Source organism: Caballeronia sp. ATUFL_F1_KS4A (assembly GCF_023630905.1).
Classification (GTDB): domain Bacteria; phylum Pseudomonadota; class Gammaproteobacteria; order Burkholderiales; family Burkholderiaceae; genus Caballeronia; species Caballeronia zhejiangensis.
Map to the genome: position 1 here is coordinate 16,228 of NZ_JALQEB010000042.1, position 16,441 is coordinate 32,668.

General features: G+C 63.6%; 12 protein-coding genes. 5 read left to right on the forward strand and 7 right to left on the reverse strand.

The features are described 5' to 3' along the window. Positions 1-3 precede the first annotated feature (3 nt). The 4 genes from NCS03_RS28330 (at position 4) to tssE (ending at position 5,492) form a co-directional block, all read left to right on the forward strand. Entirely contained in the window at positions 4-1,686 is a 1,683-nt protein-coding gene (locus tag NCS03_RS28330) for an OmpA family protein (RefSeq protein ID WP_250530313.1), read from the forward strand. Between the two features lie 98 nt (positions 1,687-1,784). Further along, positions 1,785-2,270: an Hcp family type VI secretion system effector gene (locus NCS03_RS28335; protein ID WP_008346030.1), complete on the forward strand. Its 486-nt coding sequence runs from the start codon at positions 1,785-1,787 to the stop codon at positions 2,268-2,270. Positions 2,271-2,394: 124 nt separating this feature from the next. Continuing rightward, the gene (gene tssH / locus NCS03_RS28340; protein ID WP_250530284.1) at positions 2,395-5,055 is read left to right on the forward strand and encodes a type VI secretion system ATPase TssH; all 2,661 of its coding nucleotides are present in this window, start codon (positions 2,395-2,397) and stop codon (positions 5,053-5,055) included. Positions 5,056-5,066: 11 nt separating this feature from the next. Further along, a complete protein-coding gene (tssE, locus tag NCS03_RS28345) occupies positions 5,067-5,492 on the forward strand; it encodes a type VI secretion system baseplate subunit TssE (RefSeq protein ID WP_033536886.1) in 426 nt (141 codons plus the stop codon). A gap of 29 nt (positions 5,493-5,521) precedes the next feature. On the opposite strand, the gene NCS03_RS28350 is transcribed toward tssE, so the two are convergent. The 4 genes from NCS03_RS28350 to sauS all read right to left on the reverse strand — a co-directional run bounded on the left by NCS03_RS28350 (position 5,522) and on the right by sauS (position 11,670). After that, positions 5,522-7,123, reverse strand: a complete 1,602-nt coding sequence (locus tag NCS03_RS28350; protein WP_250507848.1) for a tetratricopeptide repeat protein — start codon at positions 7,121-7,123, stop codon at positions 5,522-5,524. Between the two features lie 82 nt (positions 7,124-7,205). After that, complete coding sequence (locus tag NCS03_RS28355) at positions 7,206-8,546, reverse strand: MFS transporter (protein WP_250530285.1); 1,341 nt, start codon at positions 8,544-8,546, stop codon at positions 7,206-7,208. Positions 8,547-8,596: 50 nt separating this feature from the next. Further along, a complete protein-coding gene (locus NCS03_RS28360; RefSeq protein ID WP_250530286.1) occupies positions 8,597-10,210 on the reverse strand; it encodes an AMP-binding protein in 1,614 nt (537 codons plus the stop codon). Further along, positions 10,207-11,670 (reverse strand): acylating sulfoacetaldehyde dehydrogenase, encoded by a 1,464-nt coding sequence (gene sauS, locus NCS03_RS28365; RefSeq protein ID WP_250530287.1) that lies wholly within the window; start codon positions 11,668-11,670, stop codon positions 10,207-10,209. The genes NCS03_RS28360 and sauS overlap by 4 nt, the downstream gene beginning before the upstream one ends. Before the next feature lie 189 nt (positions 11,671-11,859). On the opposite strand from sauS, the gene NCS03_RS28370 reads away from it, so the two are divergent. After that, a complete protein-coding gene (locus NCS03_RS28370; RefSeq protein ID WP_175980328.1) occupies positions 11,860-12,639 on the forward strand; it encodes an IclR family transcriptional regulator in 780 nt (259 codons plus the stop codon). A 42-nt stretch (positions 12,640-12,681) separates the two neighbouring features. Here NCS03_RS28370 and NCS03_RS28375 read toward each other — a convergent pair whose 3' ends face one another. From NCS03_RS28375 to NCS03_RS28385, 3 genes are all read right to left on the reverse strand, one after another. Further along, positions 12,682-14,121: an amino acid permease gene (locus tag NCS03_RS28375; protein ID WP_008346042.1), complete on the reverse strand. Its 1,440-nt coding sequence runs from the start codon at positions 14,119-14,121 to the stop codon at positions 12,682-12,684. Positions 14,122-14,205: 84 nt separating this feature from the next. Then, positions 14,206-14,595, reverse strand: coding sequence for a nuclear transport factor 2 family protein (locus NCS03_RS28380; protein WP_250530288.1), 390 nt, complete (start codon positions 14,593-14,595; stop codon positions 14,206-14,208). A 43-nt stretch (positions 14,596-14,638) separates the two neighbouring features. Continuing rightward, positions 14,639-16,072 (reverse strand): NAD(P)/FAD-dependent oxidoreductase, encoded by a 1,434-nt coding sequence (locus NCS03_RS28385; RefSeq protein ID WP_175980327.1) that lies wholly within the window; start codon positions 16,070-16,072, stop codon positions 14,639-14,641. Positions 16,073-16,441 lie beyond the last annotated feature (369 nt).

Below are 16,441 nucleotides of genomic sequence, written 5' to 3' on the forward strand. Positions count from 1 at the left end.
GCCATGCAGAGACTGGGTTATCCGGCGCGCACCATCGTCGTCTTCGCGGCGCTGCTCGCGCTCGCCGTGCAGTGGTTCGTGCAGCCGTTCGGCAAGGAATGGATCTGGCTTTCGACGGCAGGCATTGTGATCGTCGCGGCGGCCCTCGTCGGCTGGCGCACGCGACGCCTGTCACGCGCGCGCCGCAGCAGCATGCATGTCCTGAACGCGCTGGGTGCGGCGACCGTCGATATTCCGCTGAACCTGCGCACGCGCATGCCGCTCGTGCTCGTCATGGGCGATGCGCTCGCCTCGCTTTTCGATCACGGCTCGGGCACGCCGCGTCTCGTGCTTATCGGCGATGGCGCGATCTGGCTGCGCGTGGATCGTCCGCAGGATCTGCCCGGCATCGCACTCGCGATGCGCCAGTGGCGCGACGGCCAGGCGCCCGACGGCGTCGTGCTGAGCATTGCGCCCGCGCTCCACGCCGACGCCGATGTGCTCTCGCAAAGCCTGCGCGTGGCGCGCCAGGCGCTCGCCGATGCCTCGCGCATCGTGAGCGTGCGCTTGCCGGGTTATGTCGCGGTGTATCAGCGCCTGACACGTACCGCGTCCAGCGACGCAAACGCGGCACGCCGATGGCACTGTGTGTCGTCGGGGACGCCGCTCGTCGACGCCCGGCGCTTCGAAGCGCTGATCCGCAATGCGGAAGACGATGCCTGCCGCCATGCGGGCGATCGTTACGCGTCCGCCCATGCGGCCGCACTGGCATCCATCGTCGGCTGGACGCAGCGCATGGTGTTCGGCACGCTGACCGATCCGCGCCAGCCGGCCACGCCCTGGGCGCTCTACGGCGCAGGCTGGATCGACTGCGGGCCCGCCAGCGACGCACATAAACCGTGGGAGCAGGACGTGCAGATGCAAACGCACATCGCGCCCGCGAGCGTCGAAGCAAGCCCGGCTCCGTGGCCGTTGCCGCAATCGCTGATCGAAGCAATGCCCCGCCGCATCGTGACGTCGCCGCGCGTGGCCGCCTTCGCACATGCCATCGGCATCGTGGCACTGGCGGCAGGCGCCGCGATCCTCGGCGCGGGCCGCAACAATGCGGCGCTGCTCGAGCGCCTGCAGGCGGACATGGACCGCTACGCAGCCGTCACGCCGGAGCACGACGCCGCGCGCCGCGACGCGTTGAAGGCGCTCGTCGCCGATCGCGATGAACTGGATCGCTACGCGCGCACGGGCGTGCCGCTCAGACTGTCCTTCGGGCTCTATCGCGGCGCGCAATTGCTGCCGACGTTGAATACCGCCATCGCCAGCTATCAGCCGCCTGCGCCGCCGCCCGCCGTGGTGACGCTCGACAGCATGTCGCTCTTCGACAGCGGCAAGGCGCAACTTAAACCGGGATCGACGCGCGTGCTCGTCGAAGCCGTCGAAATGATCAAGGCGCATCCGGGCAAGCGGATCCTCGTTGCGGGCCATACGGACAACGTGGGCAATGCCGCGAGCAATCTGAAGCTGTCGAACGCGCGCGCCGCGGCTCTGCGCGACTGGCTGATCGAAGCGTCCGGCATACCGGCTACGCAGTTTGCGGTTCAGGGCTACGGCGACACACGCCCCATCGTCGCGAACGACACGCCACAAGGGCGCGCGAAGAACCGTCGCGTGGAAATCACTCTCGTACCGGACACCGCGAACGTCGCGAACTGACATCGTTAATCGAATTCCCGGAGTTCTCTCTTCGGGATCTTGTCGCTCAGGAGTTGTTTTTCTGAGCATTGCTTGGCAGTACCAAAGAGGAGTAGTAAATGGCAATTCCCGCATACATGTGGCTGAAGGATGACGGCGGCGCCGACATCAAGGGTTCCGTCACCGTGCAAGGCCGCGAAGGCAGCGTCGAGATCGTCGAGTTCGGTCATGGCGTGCATATCCCGACCGATGGCAACACCGGCAAGCTCACCGGCACGCGCGTGCACGCGCCGATCACGCTGACCAAGGAAACCGATTCGTCCACGCCGTATCTGTACAAGGCGGTGACGAGCGGCCAGACGCTGAAGTCGGTCGAGATCAAGTGGTACAAGATCGACGACGCGGGCAAGGAGAAGGAATACTTCAACACCAAGCTCGACAACGTCAAGGTCGTCGCGGTCCGTCCGAAGATGCTCGACATCAAGAACCCGGCTTTCGAGAAGCACAACCATCTCGAAGAAGTCGAACTGCGCTACGAGCAGATCACCTGGTCGTTCAAGGACGGCAACATCATCCACAAGGACACGTGGAACGAGCGCGCGTAAGCGCGTGACCCAGCGGCTCATGACAACGTGAGCCGTCGAAGCCAGCCTGCTTGCGGGCTGGCTTTTCTTCTGCAATTCATCCCCACCATACGCCCTCTTTCATTCACCTCGGCACCGACTTCATATGACAATGCGCGACTCCACTCATCTGCTTCGCCGGCTCAACCAGCACTGCGCCCGCACGCTCGAAGCGGCCGCGAGCCTGTGCCAGACGCGCCTTTCCGACGAAATCACCGTCGAGCATTGGCTGCTGAAGCTCATCGAGGCGGACGAAGGCGACATTCCCGCGATCCTGCGTCACTATGAAATCGATGTCGATGCGATCTGGAACGCACTGCTCGCCGCAATCGACCGCCTGCCGCGCAATCTGCGGGGCATGCCGTCGCTTTCCATCCAGCTCGCGAGCGTGCTTCAGGACGCGTGGAATCTCGCATCGCGCGAGGATATCGACGGCACGATCCGCTCGGCGCATCTGCTGCGCGCGCTCATCGGCGCACCGCATGTCATGCGGACGCAGGACGCGTGGCCGCTTTTTTCGCTTTCCGATGCGCAGATCGAACGGCTCGTGCCGCGTCTCGGACGCGCGTCGTGCGAGAACGCGCCCGCGCAGGAAGACGAAGGCGACGCAAGCGCACCAGTTGCAGATGCTCAAGCGCCCGTCAAGCAGGCGGCCCCGCGCTCGACCGAAGGCCAGGCGCTCGAGCGCTTCGCCATCGACCTGACGGAGAAGGCGCGTCGCGGCGAAATCGATCCGGTGTTCGGCCGCGATCGCGAGATCCAGCAGATGATCGACGTGCTCGTGCGGCGGCGCAAGAACAACCCGATCCTCGTGGGCGAGCCGGGCGTCGGCAAGACGGCGCTAGTCGAAGGGCTCGCGCTGCGCATCGCCGAAGGCAGTGTGCCGTCTCTCTTGCGCGACGTGCGCATTCTCACGCTCGACCTCGGGCTGCTGCAAGCCGGTGCGGGCGTGAAAGGCGAATTCGAGCAGCGCCTGAAAAACGTGATCGATGAAGTCAAGGCATCGGCGACGCCGATCGTGCTGTTCATCGACGAAGCCCACACGCTGATCGGCGCGGGCAACTCGGCCGGCGGCTCGGACGCTGCGAACTTGCTGAAGCCTGCACTCGCGCGCGGCGAGTTGCGCACCATCGCCGCGACGACGTGGTCCGAATACAAGGAATACTTCGAGCGGGATGCGGCGCTCGAGCGGCGCTTCCAGATGGTCAAGGTGGAAGAGCCGGACGACGATGCCGCCTGTCTCATGTTGCGTGGCCTCGCGACGCGCTACGCACGGCATCACAACGTGCATATCCGCGACGAAGCGCTCGTTGCGGCAGTCAGACTGTCGCGCCGCTACATCCCCGCGCGCCAGTTGCCGGACAAGGCCGTCGATCTCATCGATACCGCCGCGGCGCGCGTGCGTATGGGTCTCGACGCGCCGCCCGCCGAACTGCAGCGCGCGCGCGCGGTCGTGGCCGCGCTGGAACTCGAAGGCGCGAGCATCGATGCCGACGAACGGGCGGGCATCGACGATACAGCCGCGCATCGCGACGCGCTCCGCGCCTCACTGGCGCAAGCGAAACAGGAACTCGCGGACGTTCAGGCGCGCTACGACCGCGAACTGTCGCTGGTGCGCGCGCTGCTGGAACAACGCGGCGACGGCAAGACGAAGCCGGATGCAGATGCGTTCGCCGCAGCGAAGCACGCCCTCACGGATGCGCAAGGCAAGTCGCCGCTGATCTTCGCCGATGTCGATGCACAGGCCATCGCGCGCGTGGTCGCCGAATGGACGGGCGTGCCGGTCGGCAATCTCGTCGAAGACGAGCTGCTCAATCTGCTCACGCTCGAAGATCAACTGGCGAAGCGCGTGGTCGCGCAAGACGACGCGCTCGGCATGCTCGCGCAAAGCCTGCGCACCGCGAAGGCGGGGCTCAAGAGCGAACATGCGCCGCTCGGCGTGTTCCTGCTGACCGGACCCTCGGGCGTCGGCAAGACGGAGACGGCGCTTGCGCTCGCCGATGTGCTGTTCGGCGGCGAGGCCGCGCTCACCACGATCAACATGTCGGAGTATCAGGAAGCGCACACGGTGTCGCAGTTGAAGGGCTCGCCGCCGGGTTACGTCGGCTATGGCCGCGGCGGCGTTCTGACCGAAGCGGTGCGTCAGCGCCCATATAGCGTCGTGCTGTTGGATGAAGTCGAGAAGGCGCATCGCGACGTGCTCGACATGTTCTATCAGGTGTTCGATCGTGGCTCGATGCGTGACGGCGAAGGTCGGGAAATCGACTTCCGCAACTGCGTGATTCTGATGACGTCCAACCTCGGCTCCGAACAGATTCACGATGCGACCACGGACACGCCCGGCATCGCGCACGCCGCGTTGCTCGACGCCATCCATGATCCGCTCGTGAAGCATTTCCAGCCGGCGCTGCTCGCGCGTTTCCAGACGCTCGTGTTCCGCCCGCTCGACGTAAGCGCGCTCGGCGATATCGTGCGCCTCAAGATCGCGAAGATCGCCGATCGCCTGAAGCGTCAGCACGATGTGACGCTCGCCTGCGAGGAATCGCTGATCGCATCGCTCGCTCAGATGTGCCTGTCGCGCGATTCGGGCGCTCGCAATATCGACGCTTTCCTCGACCAGCGCATTCTGCCGACTGTCTCGCGCGAACTCCTGACGCGCATGGCGAGCGGCGCCGCACCCGCGGAGATTCGTCTCGCCTATTCAGAGGAAGGCAATCTGACGATCGAGTTCATCGATCGCGACTCGTCCGTGCCCGCAACCGCCTGAAGCGAGAAAAGATGCCAGGCCCGTCCCTATATGAAATGCTGCTCGGTCAGATCGACGGCGAACCGCTCAGCGATTTCGATGACCGCACGCTCGAAGTCCTGAGCGTGCAGCAGAACGTGCGACGCATCCTGAACACGCGCGCCGGTGCCCTCAAGCATTTGCCGGACTACGGGCTGCCCGATCTGACCAACATCTACAAGGCGCTGCCGGCTTCTTCACAGGCGCTGAAGGAGCAGATGGAAGTCGCGCTGCTGAAGTACGAGCCGCGCATCCGCGCGATCGACGTCGCGATGGTCGATACGTCCGAGCCGGGCCTGCAAGTGAGCTTCGAAATGACCTGTCATCTGAAGCGCGCGGGCCTTGTGCGCTTCGGAACGTACTTCGTGCCGCCCGGCGTTTTCCGGCTGGAGCGGCGCGTGCGCGAGGGCAGGATTTGACTCAGCTTGCGCGCGGGCTGATTCGCGCGCTACACCGAAGCCCCCCGCTCGCCGACCAACTCGCGAAGATCGTCCGCGATCCGGCCGATGACCGGCTCCCAGTCATGCAGCTTCTTCTGTCGATACAGACGCACGGCGGGATACCATTCGGTTCGCTCGCCCTGCAGTCCCCAGCGCCACTCGGGCGCGGACGGCAAGATTCCCCATGTCGGCTTGCCGAGCGCGCCAGCGAGATGCAACGGCGAAGAGTCCACCGATATCACGAGATCGAGATGATCGATGAAGCCGGCGGTATCTGCAAAGTCCGTCCACTGAGACGACACGTCGTGCGCGCGAATGCCCGACTGCCTCGTCAAACTGGCGTTCGCCTGGTTCTTCTGCAGCACGAACCATTCGATACCCTCGATCTCCGACAGCGGCTTCAATGCGCGCGCAGGCACGAAGCGGTCGATGCCGCTGAAGTTGTGCGGCCCGCTATACCAGCACAGTCCCACCTTCAGCTTGCCCGCATACGGCTGCATGAAGCTGTCCCAGCGAGCGCGGGCATCAGCTGGCGCCTCGATGTATCCGCGTCGACTGTCGGAGATGGCCGCTGCTGTCTCGTGCATGTATGCGGGCAGCAAGTAGTCGAAGACCCAGTAATCGTAATTCGCCAGTTCGTCCGGCCGCCAGCCAGATGCAACGCTTTGCGCGCCGTCGAGATCGCGAAACAGCCGGTGCAGTTCCGGCCGGCAAACGAAGTGAACCGACGCGCCCGCCGCTGTCAGCCGGCTCGCGTAACGCGCGAGCATCAGATTGTCGCCGACGCCCGCATGGTAGGCGACCAAGATACGCTTGCCTTGCAGCGATTGACCCCGCCACCATTTTGAAAGATACGGGGCAATATCCGGATCAAGCGCAAGAACATACTCATCGCTCGACACCCCTTCGAGCTTGCGCCATCCCTCGCGCTCGCGTCCGAGCAGAATGAGCACGTCCCCAAGCGGACCGAAGGCATCCACTCGGTGCGGTGCAATCTCTTCGGCTCGGCTAAATGCATCCAGCGCTTCGAGATAACGGCTCTGCATGTACAGCGCTTTCCCCAACATCAGCCAGATGTCGACGTCGTCGGGAGTCTGCGCGAGCAGCGCGCCCGCACGTTCGATGACCCCGGCATAATCGGAGAGGAATCGTCCGCGAAGATGCAGCGCGCTCTTCTCGTCGGCCCGGATAAGCGCCTGCTTCGCATGGAACCGCATCAGTTCCGGTCGACCAGCGAACAGGTAAATCTGCGCGAGGGCGGAATGTGCGTCGCAGTTGTCGGGATCGAATTCGAGCGCCTCGACAAAGCACTCGATCGCGCTTTCCCGATCCCCGCATTCGTTCAGATAGATGATGCCGCGCTGTACGCGGACGATCGCGTTGTCGGGGTTCCGCGCGATCCATCGCGTGCACATTTCCAGCGCGAGAAGCGGCTCACCTAATCGGATGAGGCCATTCGTTGCCTCGATCGCGTAATGAGCCTCGTGAGGTTCGATATCGAACGTCCCGTGCCACAAGGCGATTGCCTGGTCGCGTTTGCCACGCTCGATTGCAGCCTGAGCAGCGCTGGCGAGCGCCGTCGCTCGCTCCCTGATGTCATGCTCCACCATCGCTCTTCCGTCGTTCAATAAGGATGCCGGAGCGTAACAGAGCCGAGCGTCTCAACCGTAACAATGCGACGCGCGAACGCCGCTACTCATGCCACTGCCCCGCCCCTCCCGCGAACGCCGGCACGCCCATCTCCTCGCGACTGCGCGCCGCACGCGCTTCATCGGCTTCCACGGTCTTGCTCGTATCGATGAAAAGCGCCGCGACCGCACCGACCGCGAGCAATCCCGCTGAAATCGTGAACGGCACGTTATAGCTTCCTGTCTGCTGGATCAGATAACCGAACGCGACCGGCGACACCATTCCCGCGATGCCGAAGCCCGTGTTCATCATGCCGCCCGCCGTGCCCGCATACTTGCCCGCGATATCGAGCGGCAACGTCCACAGCACCGGATTCGTGATCTCGAGGAAGAAGAACGATGCCGTCAGGAACCACACCGCCATGATCGGGCTCGGCGCATTGACCATCGGCAGAAGGAAGGCGAGCGACCCGCCCATGCCCACGACGAGAATGCTGCAGCGCGCGAGCCGCAGTTTTCCCGTGATCCGGTAGATGCGGTCCGACAGGACGCCGCCGAGCGTATCGCCGATCACACCGGCAAGCAGCGGCAAAGCGGTGAACAGCGCGAGATGCTTCAGATCGAAGCCGCGCGATTCCTTCAGATACGAAGGCAGCCACGTCAGATACACCCACAGCAGCCAGCCATAGCAAAAGTCGACGAAGGTCACGAGCCACATGCGATGAATCAGCATGCGCCACGGCGTCGGCTGCTTTCTCGCGCGCGCGCATTCTCCCGCGCGATAGCCGATCTCAGCGGTTTCCTCGGGCGTCACGCGGCGGTTTTCATCGGGTGAATTGGTGAAGACGAAGAGATACAGCACCGTCCACGCAAGGCTCGCGATGCCCAGCAGAACGAATGCCTCGCGCCAGCCGCTCGCTGCGACCACGGCAAGCACGAGCGGCGGCGTCACCGCGCCGCCGAGCCGCGCGAAACTATGCGTGATGCCTTGTGCAAAGCCGCGTTCGCGCACCGGCATCCAGAACGTGAAGGCGCGCGTGGCGGTCGGAAACGCGCCGCCCTCGCCGATGCCCAACGCAAGGCGCAACAGCACGAGCATGCCGATGCTGCCCGCGAAGCCCGTCGCGAGCGTCGCCGCGCCCCATATCAACGAGAGCACGGTCAATACGAGCTTCGGGCCGAATCGATCGGCAAGCCATCCGCCGACGATCTGCATCACCGCATACGGATACGCGAACGCGGAGAACACGAGCCCGAGCTGCACGGACGTGAGACCCATCTCCTGCCGGATCAACGGTCCTGCCACGGCGATGTTCACCCGATCGATGTACGAGATGAAGTACATCAGACACATCACGCCGAGAATGATATGGCGCGTCTTCACGCGCTGACGTTGCTTGTTCACAGTGTCTCCTTCCTTTGGTCCATCTGATGTGGAATATCGAGCCGTGTCAGCTATACGAGCTTCAGGCGCTGCACCTTGCCCGAAGGTCCGCGCGGCAATGCATCGGTGAAGCGGAATTCACGCGGCGTCTTGTAACGGCCGAGTTCGCGCAGACAGTGCGCGCGCAAGTCGGCCACATCGAGCGATGCCGCGCCGCCGTTCGGCACGATGTACGCGACGATGTCCTGGCCATACGCCGCATCGGGCACGCCGACGGCCGCTGCTTCGAGCACGCCGGGATGACGCAGCAGCGCTTCGTCGATCTCGCGCGGCGCGATGTTCTCGCCGCCCTTGATGATCAGTTCCTTCGCGCGTCCATTGATGTAGAAGAAGCCCGCCTCGTCGCGGTAGCCGAGATCGCCGCTGCGCAGCCATCCGTCTTCCGTGAACGCGTTGCGCGTTTCTTCCGGACGCTTGTAGTAGCCGCTCATCAATTGCTCGCCGCGCAGCACGAGCTCGCCGGTTTCGTTGGGCGCGCACTCACGTCCATCGATGTCGACGATCTTCGCTTCGCCGCCGGAAGGCAAGCCGATGCTGCCGATTCGCCTTAACGTTTCATCATACGGATTACTGAATATCGGCGCGGCGGTCTCCGTCATGCCCATCGTTTCGATGACGCCGATGCGAAAGCGCTTCTCGAACGCCCGATGATGATCGGCCGGCAACGCTGCCGACGCGCTGCGGCAAAATTTCAGCGCCGACAGATCGCAGCCCTCAGCGCCCTCGCCGTTCAGCAGATAAGCGACGATGGTCGGCACCACGTTGATCCATGTGCATCCGAACTGCGATGCCTCGTTCCAGAACGTGCGCGCCGAGAAACGCGGCGTCATCACCGCCGATCCGCCGTGCCACAGTGGCGACAGCAGCGCGACGACGAGACCGTTGATGTGATAGAGCGGCAACGATACGAGCACGCGATCATCATCGGATAGCCGATGTTCGTCGCTGATGTTGCGCATGTTGGCGAGCAGGCTGCGATGACTCAGCAGCACGCCTTTGGGCGCGCCCGTCGTGCCCGACGTGTACATGAGCAGCGCCGTATCGCCGGGATTCATCGCGCCCGCATCGCTCGCGACGATATGCGCGCCGGGCGTTTCGTCGCGCGCGAGTCCGATCGTGCGTGACGGAAGCGTCGGGATATCGGGTAAAGCGTTCGCATCGGGCGACGTACGCACCACAGCGACGTCACGGTCCATGCCTTCGCGACGCAACACGTCGATCGCTTCGACGATGGTGTCGTGCGTGTCATCGGCGACGAAGATCGCGCGCGTCTCCGAATGCTCGACGATATAGCGCACCTGCGAAGGCTGACACAAGAGATTCAGCGGATTCGCCACCAGGCCGCTATACATCGCCGCCAGCAGCAGCCGCGCGGTCTGAATGCCGTTGCCCATGAAGACGGACACGACATCGCCCGCACGCAGGCCCGCAGCATGAAAACGCTCTTCCAGCGCGAGACATGCTTCGCGCAACGCGCCGAAGGTCAGCATGTCGTCTCCGACCGCGGAGAGCAGGAAGGGTTTGTCCGGCGCGCGTCCGGCGCGAGCGTCGATCAATGCGCGCAACGTGGATGCAACGACCGGCGCACGATCGGAAGGAACGATTCGATCCGCTAGCGCGCTCATCGCCCGATCCTCCTGAAGTAATCGCCGAGCAACGCGTCGACTTCCGGCACGCGCTCCGCAATCCGATACGCGATGCGCGTCACGTTCAGGTATTGCCGATAGCCGAGATTCGCCGAGAAGTTGTTGCCGCCCCAGGTGCCGCATCCCATCGACAGCGAGAACGGCAGGCCGTTGTCGAAGTTGCCGCCGGTCGCGAGGCAGTGCGCCTGATCGACGATCACGCGCGCCACCGGCAATTCAGTGCCGAGCCGGACGGCGAGGGCATCGTCCGCGCCGTGCACGCCGACCGAATGTCCCGCGCCCATGTATTGGTAGATGCCGCGCACGATGCCGATTGCGGCGTCGATGTCGCGCGCGCGATAGACCGTCAGCACGGGCGAGAGCTTTTCGCCGGAGAACGGATACTCGGCGCCGTAGCCGCTCTCCTCGACCATCAAGAACTTCGGCTCGCGCGCCGCGATATCGTCGAGGCCCGCTTCGCGCGCAATGGCCGTCGCCGAGCGCGCGGTGCAGCGCGCCGAGAGCTTGCCGTCGTGCCACATCGCCGCCTGCAACCGCGCCTTCTGCGCACCGTCGAGCAGCACGCCGCCCTGCTTCGTCAACGCATCGAGCATGCGTGCATGGATCGCGTCTTCGATCACGACACTGTTCTCCGATGAACAACTCGTCGCGTTGTCGAACGTCTTGGACGCGGCAATCTTGCGCGCTGCATCATCGGGAATCGCGCTCGCCGTGACGATCGATGCGACGTTGCCCGCGCCCACGCCGAACGCGGGCGTGCCGCTCGTATAGGCCATGCGGACGTTCGCCTGCGAGCCCGTCGCGACGACGAGATCCGCGAGCTTCATCAACGCGGCGGTCGCGGCCTTGCCGATCGGATGCGGCAACATCTGCACGAGATCGCGATCGAGACCGGCCTTCGCGAACTCCGCATGAATGAACTCGATGAGCAACGCGCACGACGAATAGCCCTTCGGTGAGGGCGCGACGATGACCGCGTTGCCGCACTTGAGCGCGTTGATGATCTTGTTGGCGGGCGTCGCGGCCGGATTCGTCGATGGCGTGATCGCCGCCACGACGCCGACCGCGCGCGCAATTTCGACGATGCCGTGTTCCTCGTCGCGCGCGATCACGCCCGTCGTCGCGACGCCGTGAAGATCGCGCAGCAGGCCGAGCGTCTTGCGATGGTTCTTGCGGAATTTGTCGTCGGCGTTGCCGAGGCCCGTATCGCGCACGGCCAGGTCCGCGAGTTGCCGGTTGCGCTGCGGCTCGATGATGGCCCACGCAGCGGCCGATGCAGCTAAGTCGAGCGTCTCCTGGCCCGCTTGTTCGAAGCGTCGTTGCGCGGCGCGCGCTCGCGTCACGAGCGCGGCAACGATGCGCTCCGCATCGGGTTCTGGTTGATTCGGCGCATCGTCGTGAGGACGTGCGAGCGTCGCGCCGCTTGCCATGTGATTCATGCGATAAACCTCGGCTGTTGGAAGATTGAAGGTGCTTTCCAATCTAGTCAGCCGCGTCCGTCGCGCGGTCCCGTTTTCTGGACTAACGCGTGCAGCGATAGCGCGAGCATCGGAAATTCAGCTTTTCGGGACTTTTTAGAGTCCCGAAAACCGGTGTTTTCGACGCACAATGAAATAAAACCGAAAAGTATGCGAACGGAGACAAGCGTGACTTCGAATCAATCGAATGCCGCCGCCGTGCGCGCGTTTCGCGTGCTCGAAACGCTCGCCGAGGCGAATCGCCCGCTTTCCATGACCGAGCTCGTCGATGCATTGGGTCTGCCCAAACAGACCGTGCATCGCATCCTGGTGCAGTTGATGGACGCATGGCTCGTCACGCGCGGCGCAAGCGACAAGCTTTATGAATGCTCGGCGCGCGTGCGTACGCTCGCCATCAACGTGCTGATGCACGCGGGTCCCGCTGCCGCGCGTCATGCGCTATTGGAACAGCTCGTCATGCGCGTCGGCGAAACATGCAATCTGACGATGCTCGCGGGCAACGACGTCGTCTATGTGGATCGCGTCGAAACGGGATGGCCGCTGCGCATGCATCTGCAGCCAGGTTCGCATGTGCCGTTGCATTGCTCCGCAAGCGGCAAGCTGCTGCTGAGCTTTTTGCCGAAGGATCGGCGCGAACGCATGATCGAACGCTTGCCGTTGCGTTCGTATTCGGAGCGCACGATCACCGATCGCGACGCACTGCGCAAGGAGCTCGCATTGACACGCCGCCGCATGCTCGCCATCAACAATCAGGAGCATTTGCAGGGACTCGTTGCGATCGCGGTGCCGGTGATGCTCGATCGCAATCGCGCGTGTGCGGCGATTGCGATTCAGGCGCCGGTGGGGCGCGTGGCGCTCGATCAGTTGCTTGCGTTCGAACCCGATCTGCGCCGTGCTGCGGAAGAAACCGCGAAGACGTTCAAGGATTGAAGGCCGGTTTTCGATTCGGCAAACCGGCCTTTGCTTCAGTGCTTATCGTTCGCTGGTCTGGAGATGCCGCGTCGAATGATGTTCGTCTTCGACCTCGACTTCCTTGCGGCCGCGCTTGAACACGACATACGCGACGATCAGAATGCCGAGACTCGCGACGCCCAGCCACAGCGGCTTGCGTTGATCGGGAATGAAGGCCATCGCGACGAGAATCGCCATCATCCCGAAGATCGCGAGCCACGTGAGATAGGGAAATCCCCACATGCGTACGCGCAGGTCGCTTACTTCGAAGCTCGTCATACGGCCGCGCAAGCGCAGTTGCGAAAACGCGATCAGCAGATACACGAAGATCGCCACCGTGCCATACGAATTCACGAGGAACGCGAACACCGTATCCGGCGATACATACGACATCACCACCGACACATACCCGAACACCGTGCCGAGCAGAATGGCGCGCGTCGGCACGCCGCGCTTGTTGACCTTCGCGAGTCCGAGCGGCGCATCGCCGTGACGCGTCAACGCGAACAGCATGCGCGATGCCGCATAGAGGCCCGAGTTCAGCGCGGACAGCACGGCGGTGAGGACGATCGCGTTCATCACGTTGGCTGCGGCGGGCATGCCCATGACTTCGAGCGCGCTGACATAAGGCGTCGCCATCTGATGCGAATTCCACGGCACCAGCGCGACGACGAGCGCGACCGATCCGACATAGAACACGAGCACGCGCGTGATGACGGAATTAGTTGCCTTCGCAACTGCCTTCGCAGGCTCCTTCGCTTCGGCCGCCGCGATCGTGACGATTTCCGCGCCGAAGTAGAAGCCGGTCGCCGCGACCGCGCCCGTCATCACGGGCCCGATGCCCTTCGGCATGAAGCCGCCATGGCCGAGGAACGTCGCCGCGACATCGGTCGTGTGCATCGATGCGGGCCAGAAGCCGCAGACGTACAGGCCGCCGAGAAACAGGAACACGATGATCGCGCCGACCTTGATCGACGAAAACCAGAACTCGAATTCGCCATAACTGCCGACCGAAATGAGATTGGTCAGCGTGAGCACGACGAGCAACACGAGGCTGATCATCCATGCAGGCACATCCGGTATCCAGAACTGCACGAGCTTCGCGCCCGCGACTGCTTCGAGCGCGATCACGATGACCCAGAAGTACCAGTACATCCAGCCCGTCAGGAACCCGGCGAGACGGCCCGGCCCGCGCTGCGTCTTGAACGCGAGCCGCGCATATTCGTAGAACGAGCCGACGGCGGGCATCGCGCAGGCCATCTCGCCGAGCATACGCATGACGAGAACCACGAGGCCGCCCGTGATGAGAAACGAGAGAATCGCCGCGGGTCCGGCCTGCTGGATCACCACGCCGCTCCCGACGAATAGTCCGGCGCCTATGACGCCGCCCAATGCGATCATCGTCATGTGGCGCTGCTTGAGGCCACACTTGAGATCGCTCTGCTCCGTACTCGATTGCATGTCGTCTCCTGATTTGCTTGTACCGATTCGGCGCTCGCCCGCGGGTTCGTTGCCGGCGGGTCGAGACGTTCGTTCAATGACGCTTCAAAGCGCCGGACGATCCTTTCGATAGGCGTTCTTCACCGCGATCCTGCCATCGCTGAACGTGAAGACGTCCACCATGCGCGCCTCGATGCGCGAGCCGTCCGCCTTCGTGCCGCGAAACGTCGATTCCGATACGCCGCGATTGCCGCTCACGAAGTGCTCGCCGTCATTCCACGATGCATCGGGAAAGGTTTCCCACGCAAGCGTGAAGCCCTTGCGCACTTCGTCCCGGCCCTTGAACGTGCTGCCCAGCGCATCGGGTCCGGCCACGCCGTGAAAAACGCATTCGTCCGCCATGCAGTTCATCAGCGCGTCGATGTCGTGGCGGTTCCATGCATCGTTGAACGTCTGCAAGAGGCGAATGTAATCCTGATTCGTTTGTGTGCTCATGTGTCGATGTTTTCAGTGCGTTGCGAAAGAGACCAAAATGCGTTCAGCGCTTCTCGTCCTGCGCCAGATACTTGTGATACAGAAACCGTTGGCCGACGCGGCGGAACGGCGCGAAGCCTTTCCACTTCACCATGCCCATCACGTTCGGATATTCGAGCGCGGAGTCGTAGATCGGCAGATCGTCGCGGCTGTGCTGCCACTTTCCCGCGACGCGCTCGGCCATGCGCCGCCCCGCATGCGCGGAGAACGACACACCGTTTCCGCCATAACCGACTGCATAAAAAATGCTCTGTTGCGGATCGGGTTGCGCGACGCGCGGCATCATGTCGTGACTCACATCGACCCAGCCCCACCACGAGTAATCGATGCGAATGCCTTTGAGCGATGGAAACTTGCGATGCAAGCCCTCGATGAGCACGTCCATATGGCGAGGGTTTGCCGCATCGGCGCCGGTGATCGCGCTGCGGCTACCGATCTGCACGCGGTTATCCGGCAACAGCCGATAGTAGAAGCGCAGCGTGCGCGTATCGGTAATGACCTGGCGCGAGAGGAAATTGGTCGATGCGAGTTCTTCCTGCGTAAGCGGCCGCGTAACGAGCGAGTTCGAGAGTATCGGCATGATCTTCGCGGATAGCGCGCGATGCATGTCGTTGCGCGTATAGCCGCCGGTCGCGAACGCGATCGCCTTCGCGCGAATCACGCCGCGCGGCGTGCGGACATGATGCACGCCGCGAATCGTCTCGACGTTGAGGACCGGCGTGCCCGGATGCACCTTCACGCCGAGCGAGCGCGCCATACGCATATAGCCGAACGCGAGCTTCAACGGATGCACGCCGATGCCATCGGGCTCCAGCAGCGCGCCGCAATTCTCGCGATCGTCGACATACGATTGCGCGACTTCCTTCGCGCTCAGCATGCGCGCGTCGTAGCCGAATACGTCGCGCATCACTTTGCATTCGTTCGCGAGAAAGTCCATCTTGCGCGCGCGATGCGCGATGTACAGATGCCCGCCCGGCTGCGGATCGCATGTGAACTCGCCGATCAATTGCTTGAAGGTGTCGAAACCTTCGCGGATCTCGGCATCGAGCCTGAGCGCCGTCTGCTTGCCCCAGCGTTCGATCCATTGCGAGCGATAGAGGCGTCCGCTCGCGTTCTGCCCTTGCCCGCCGTTGCGGCTCGTGCAGCCCCATGCCGTGCGATTCGCATCGACGATGGTCGCGCGGATGCCATGTTCGCGCGCCAGAAAGAGCGCCGTCGAAAGGCCGGTGAATCCCGCGCCGACGATCAGCACGTCGACGTCGGCATCGCCGGGCAAGGGGCCGTCGTCTTCGGGCGGCTCGCCTGCCGTCGCGACCCAGTAGGTGGGCGCGTAATCCATCGGCTGACGGCCGATGGGCGAAACGAGCGGGTCGTAGAGCGGATCGTATGGGGCGCACGCGCCACGAAAGGCCGGCGCAACGTAGTCGAGAGTAGCCACCGATGACTCCTTGGAAAGTACCCTCATACTGCACCGAACTCGACGTACCGCTTAGAGCCACGCCGAAACCATCGTTAGTGCCAGGATGCCGCCGCCGCTGGCCCCAGCGATTGATCGCGTCTGGCACTACGACGCGCGCTTTTTGTCTGGTCATACTGGGCCGAATCCCTTCTCTCTCGCACCGAATGTCTCGGGAGGCCAATGATCATGCGGAGTGACCCATGCCGAAGCGCTTTCAGGCATCGAAGGGCAAGCATTCATGCCTTCGAGTCATCTTCCCGCCGATCTGCGCAGCGTTGCCTTTCGCTCCGATGAGCGTTTCGATCGCCGCTTGCCCAAGGCCACGTGCGCGTCGATCGGCGATCGCCT

Coding starts and splice junctions, on each gene's coding strand:
- NCS03_RS28330 (WP_250530313.1), top strand. CDS start 4: ATGCAGAGACTGGGTTATCCGGCGCGCACCATCGTCGTCTTCGCGGCG.
- tssE (WP_033536886.1), top strand. CDS start 5,067: ATGCCAGGCCCGTCCCTATATGAAATGCTGCTCGGTCAGATCGACGGC.
- NCS03_RS28370 (WP_175980328.1), top strand. CDS start 11,860: ATGCGAACGGAGACAAGCGTGACTTCGAATCAATCGAATGCCGCCGCC.
- NCS03_RS28350 (WP_250507848.1), bottom strand. CDS start 7,123: ATGGTGGAGCATGACATCAGGGAGCGAGCGACGGCGCTCGCCAGCGCT.
- sauS (WP_250530287.1), bottom strand. CDS start 11,670: ATGAATCACATGGCAAGCGGCGCGACGCTCGCACGTCCTCACGACGAT.
- NCS03_RS28380 (WP_250530288.1), bottom strand. CDS start 14,595: ATGAGCACACAAACGAATCAGGATTACATTCGCCTCTTGCAGACGTTC.
- NCS03_RS28335 (WP_008346030.1), top strand. CDS start 1,785: ATGGCAATTCCCGCATACATGTGGCTGAAGGATGACGGCGGCGCCGAC.
- NCS03_RS28360 (WP_250530286.1), bottom strand. CDS start 10,210: ATGAGCGCGCTAGCGGATCGAATCGTTCCTTCCGATCGTGCGCCGGTC.
- tssH (WP_250530284.1), top strand. CDS start 2,395: ATGACAATGCGCGACTCCACTCATCTGCTTCGCCGGCTCAACCAGCAC.
- NCS03_RS28375 (WP_008346042.1), bottom strand. CDS start 14,121: ATGCAATCGAGTACGGAGCAGAGCGATCTCAAGTGTGGCCTCAAGCAG.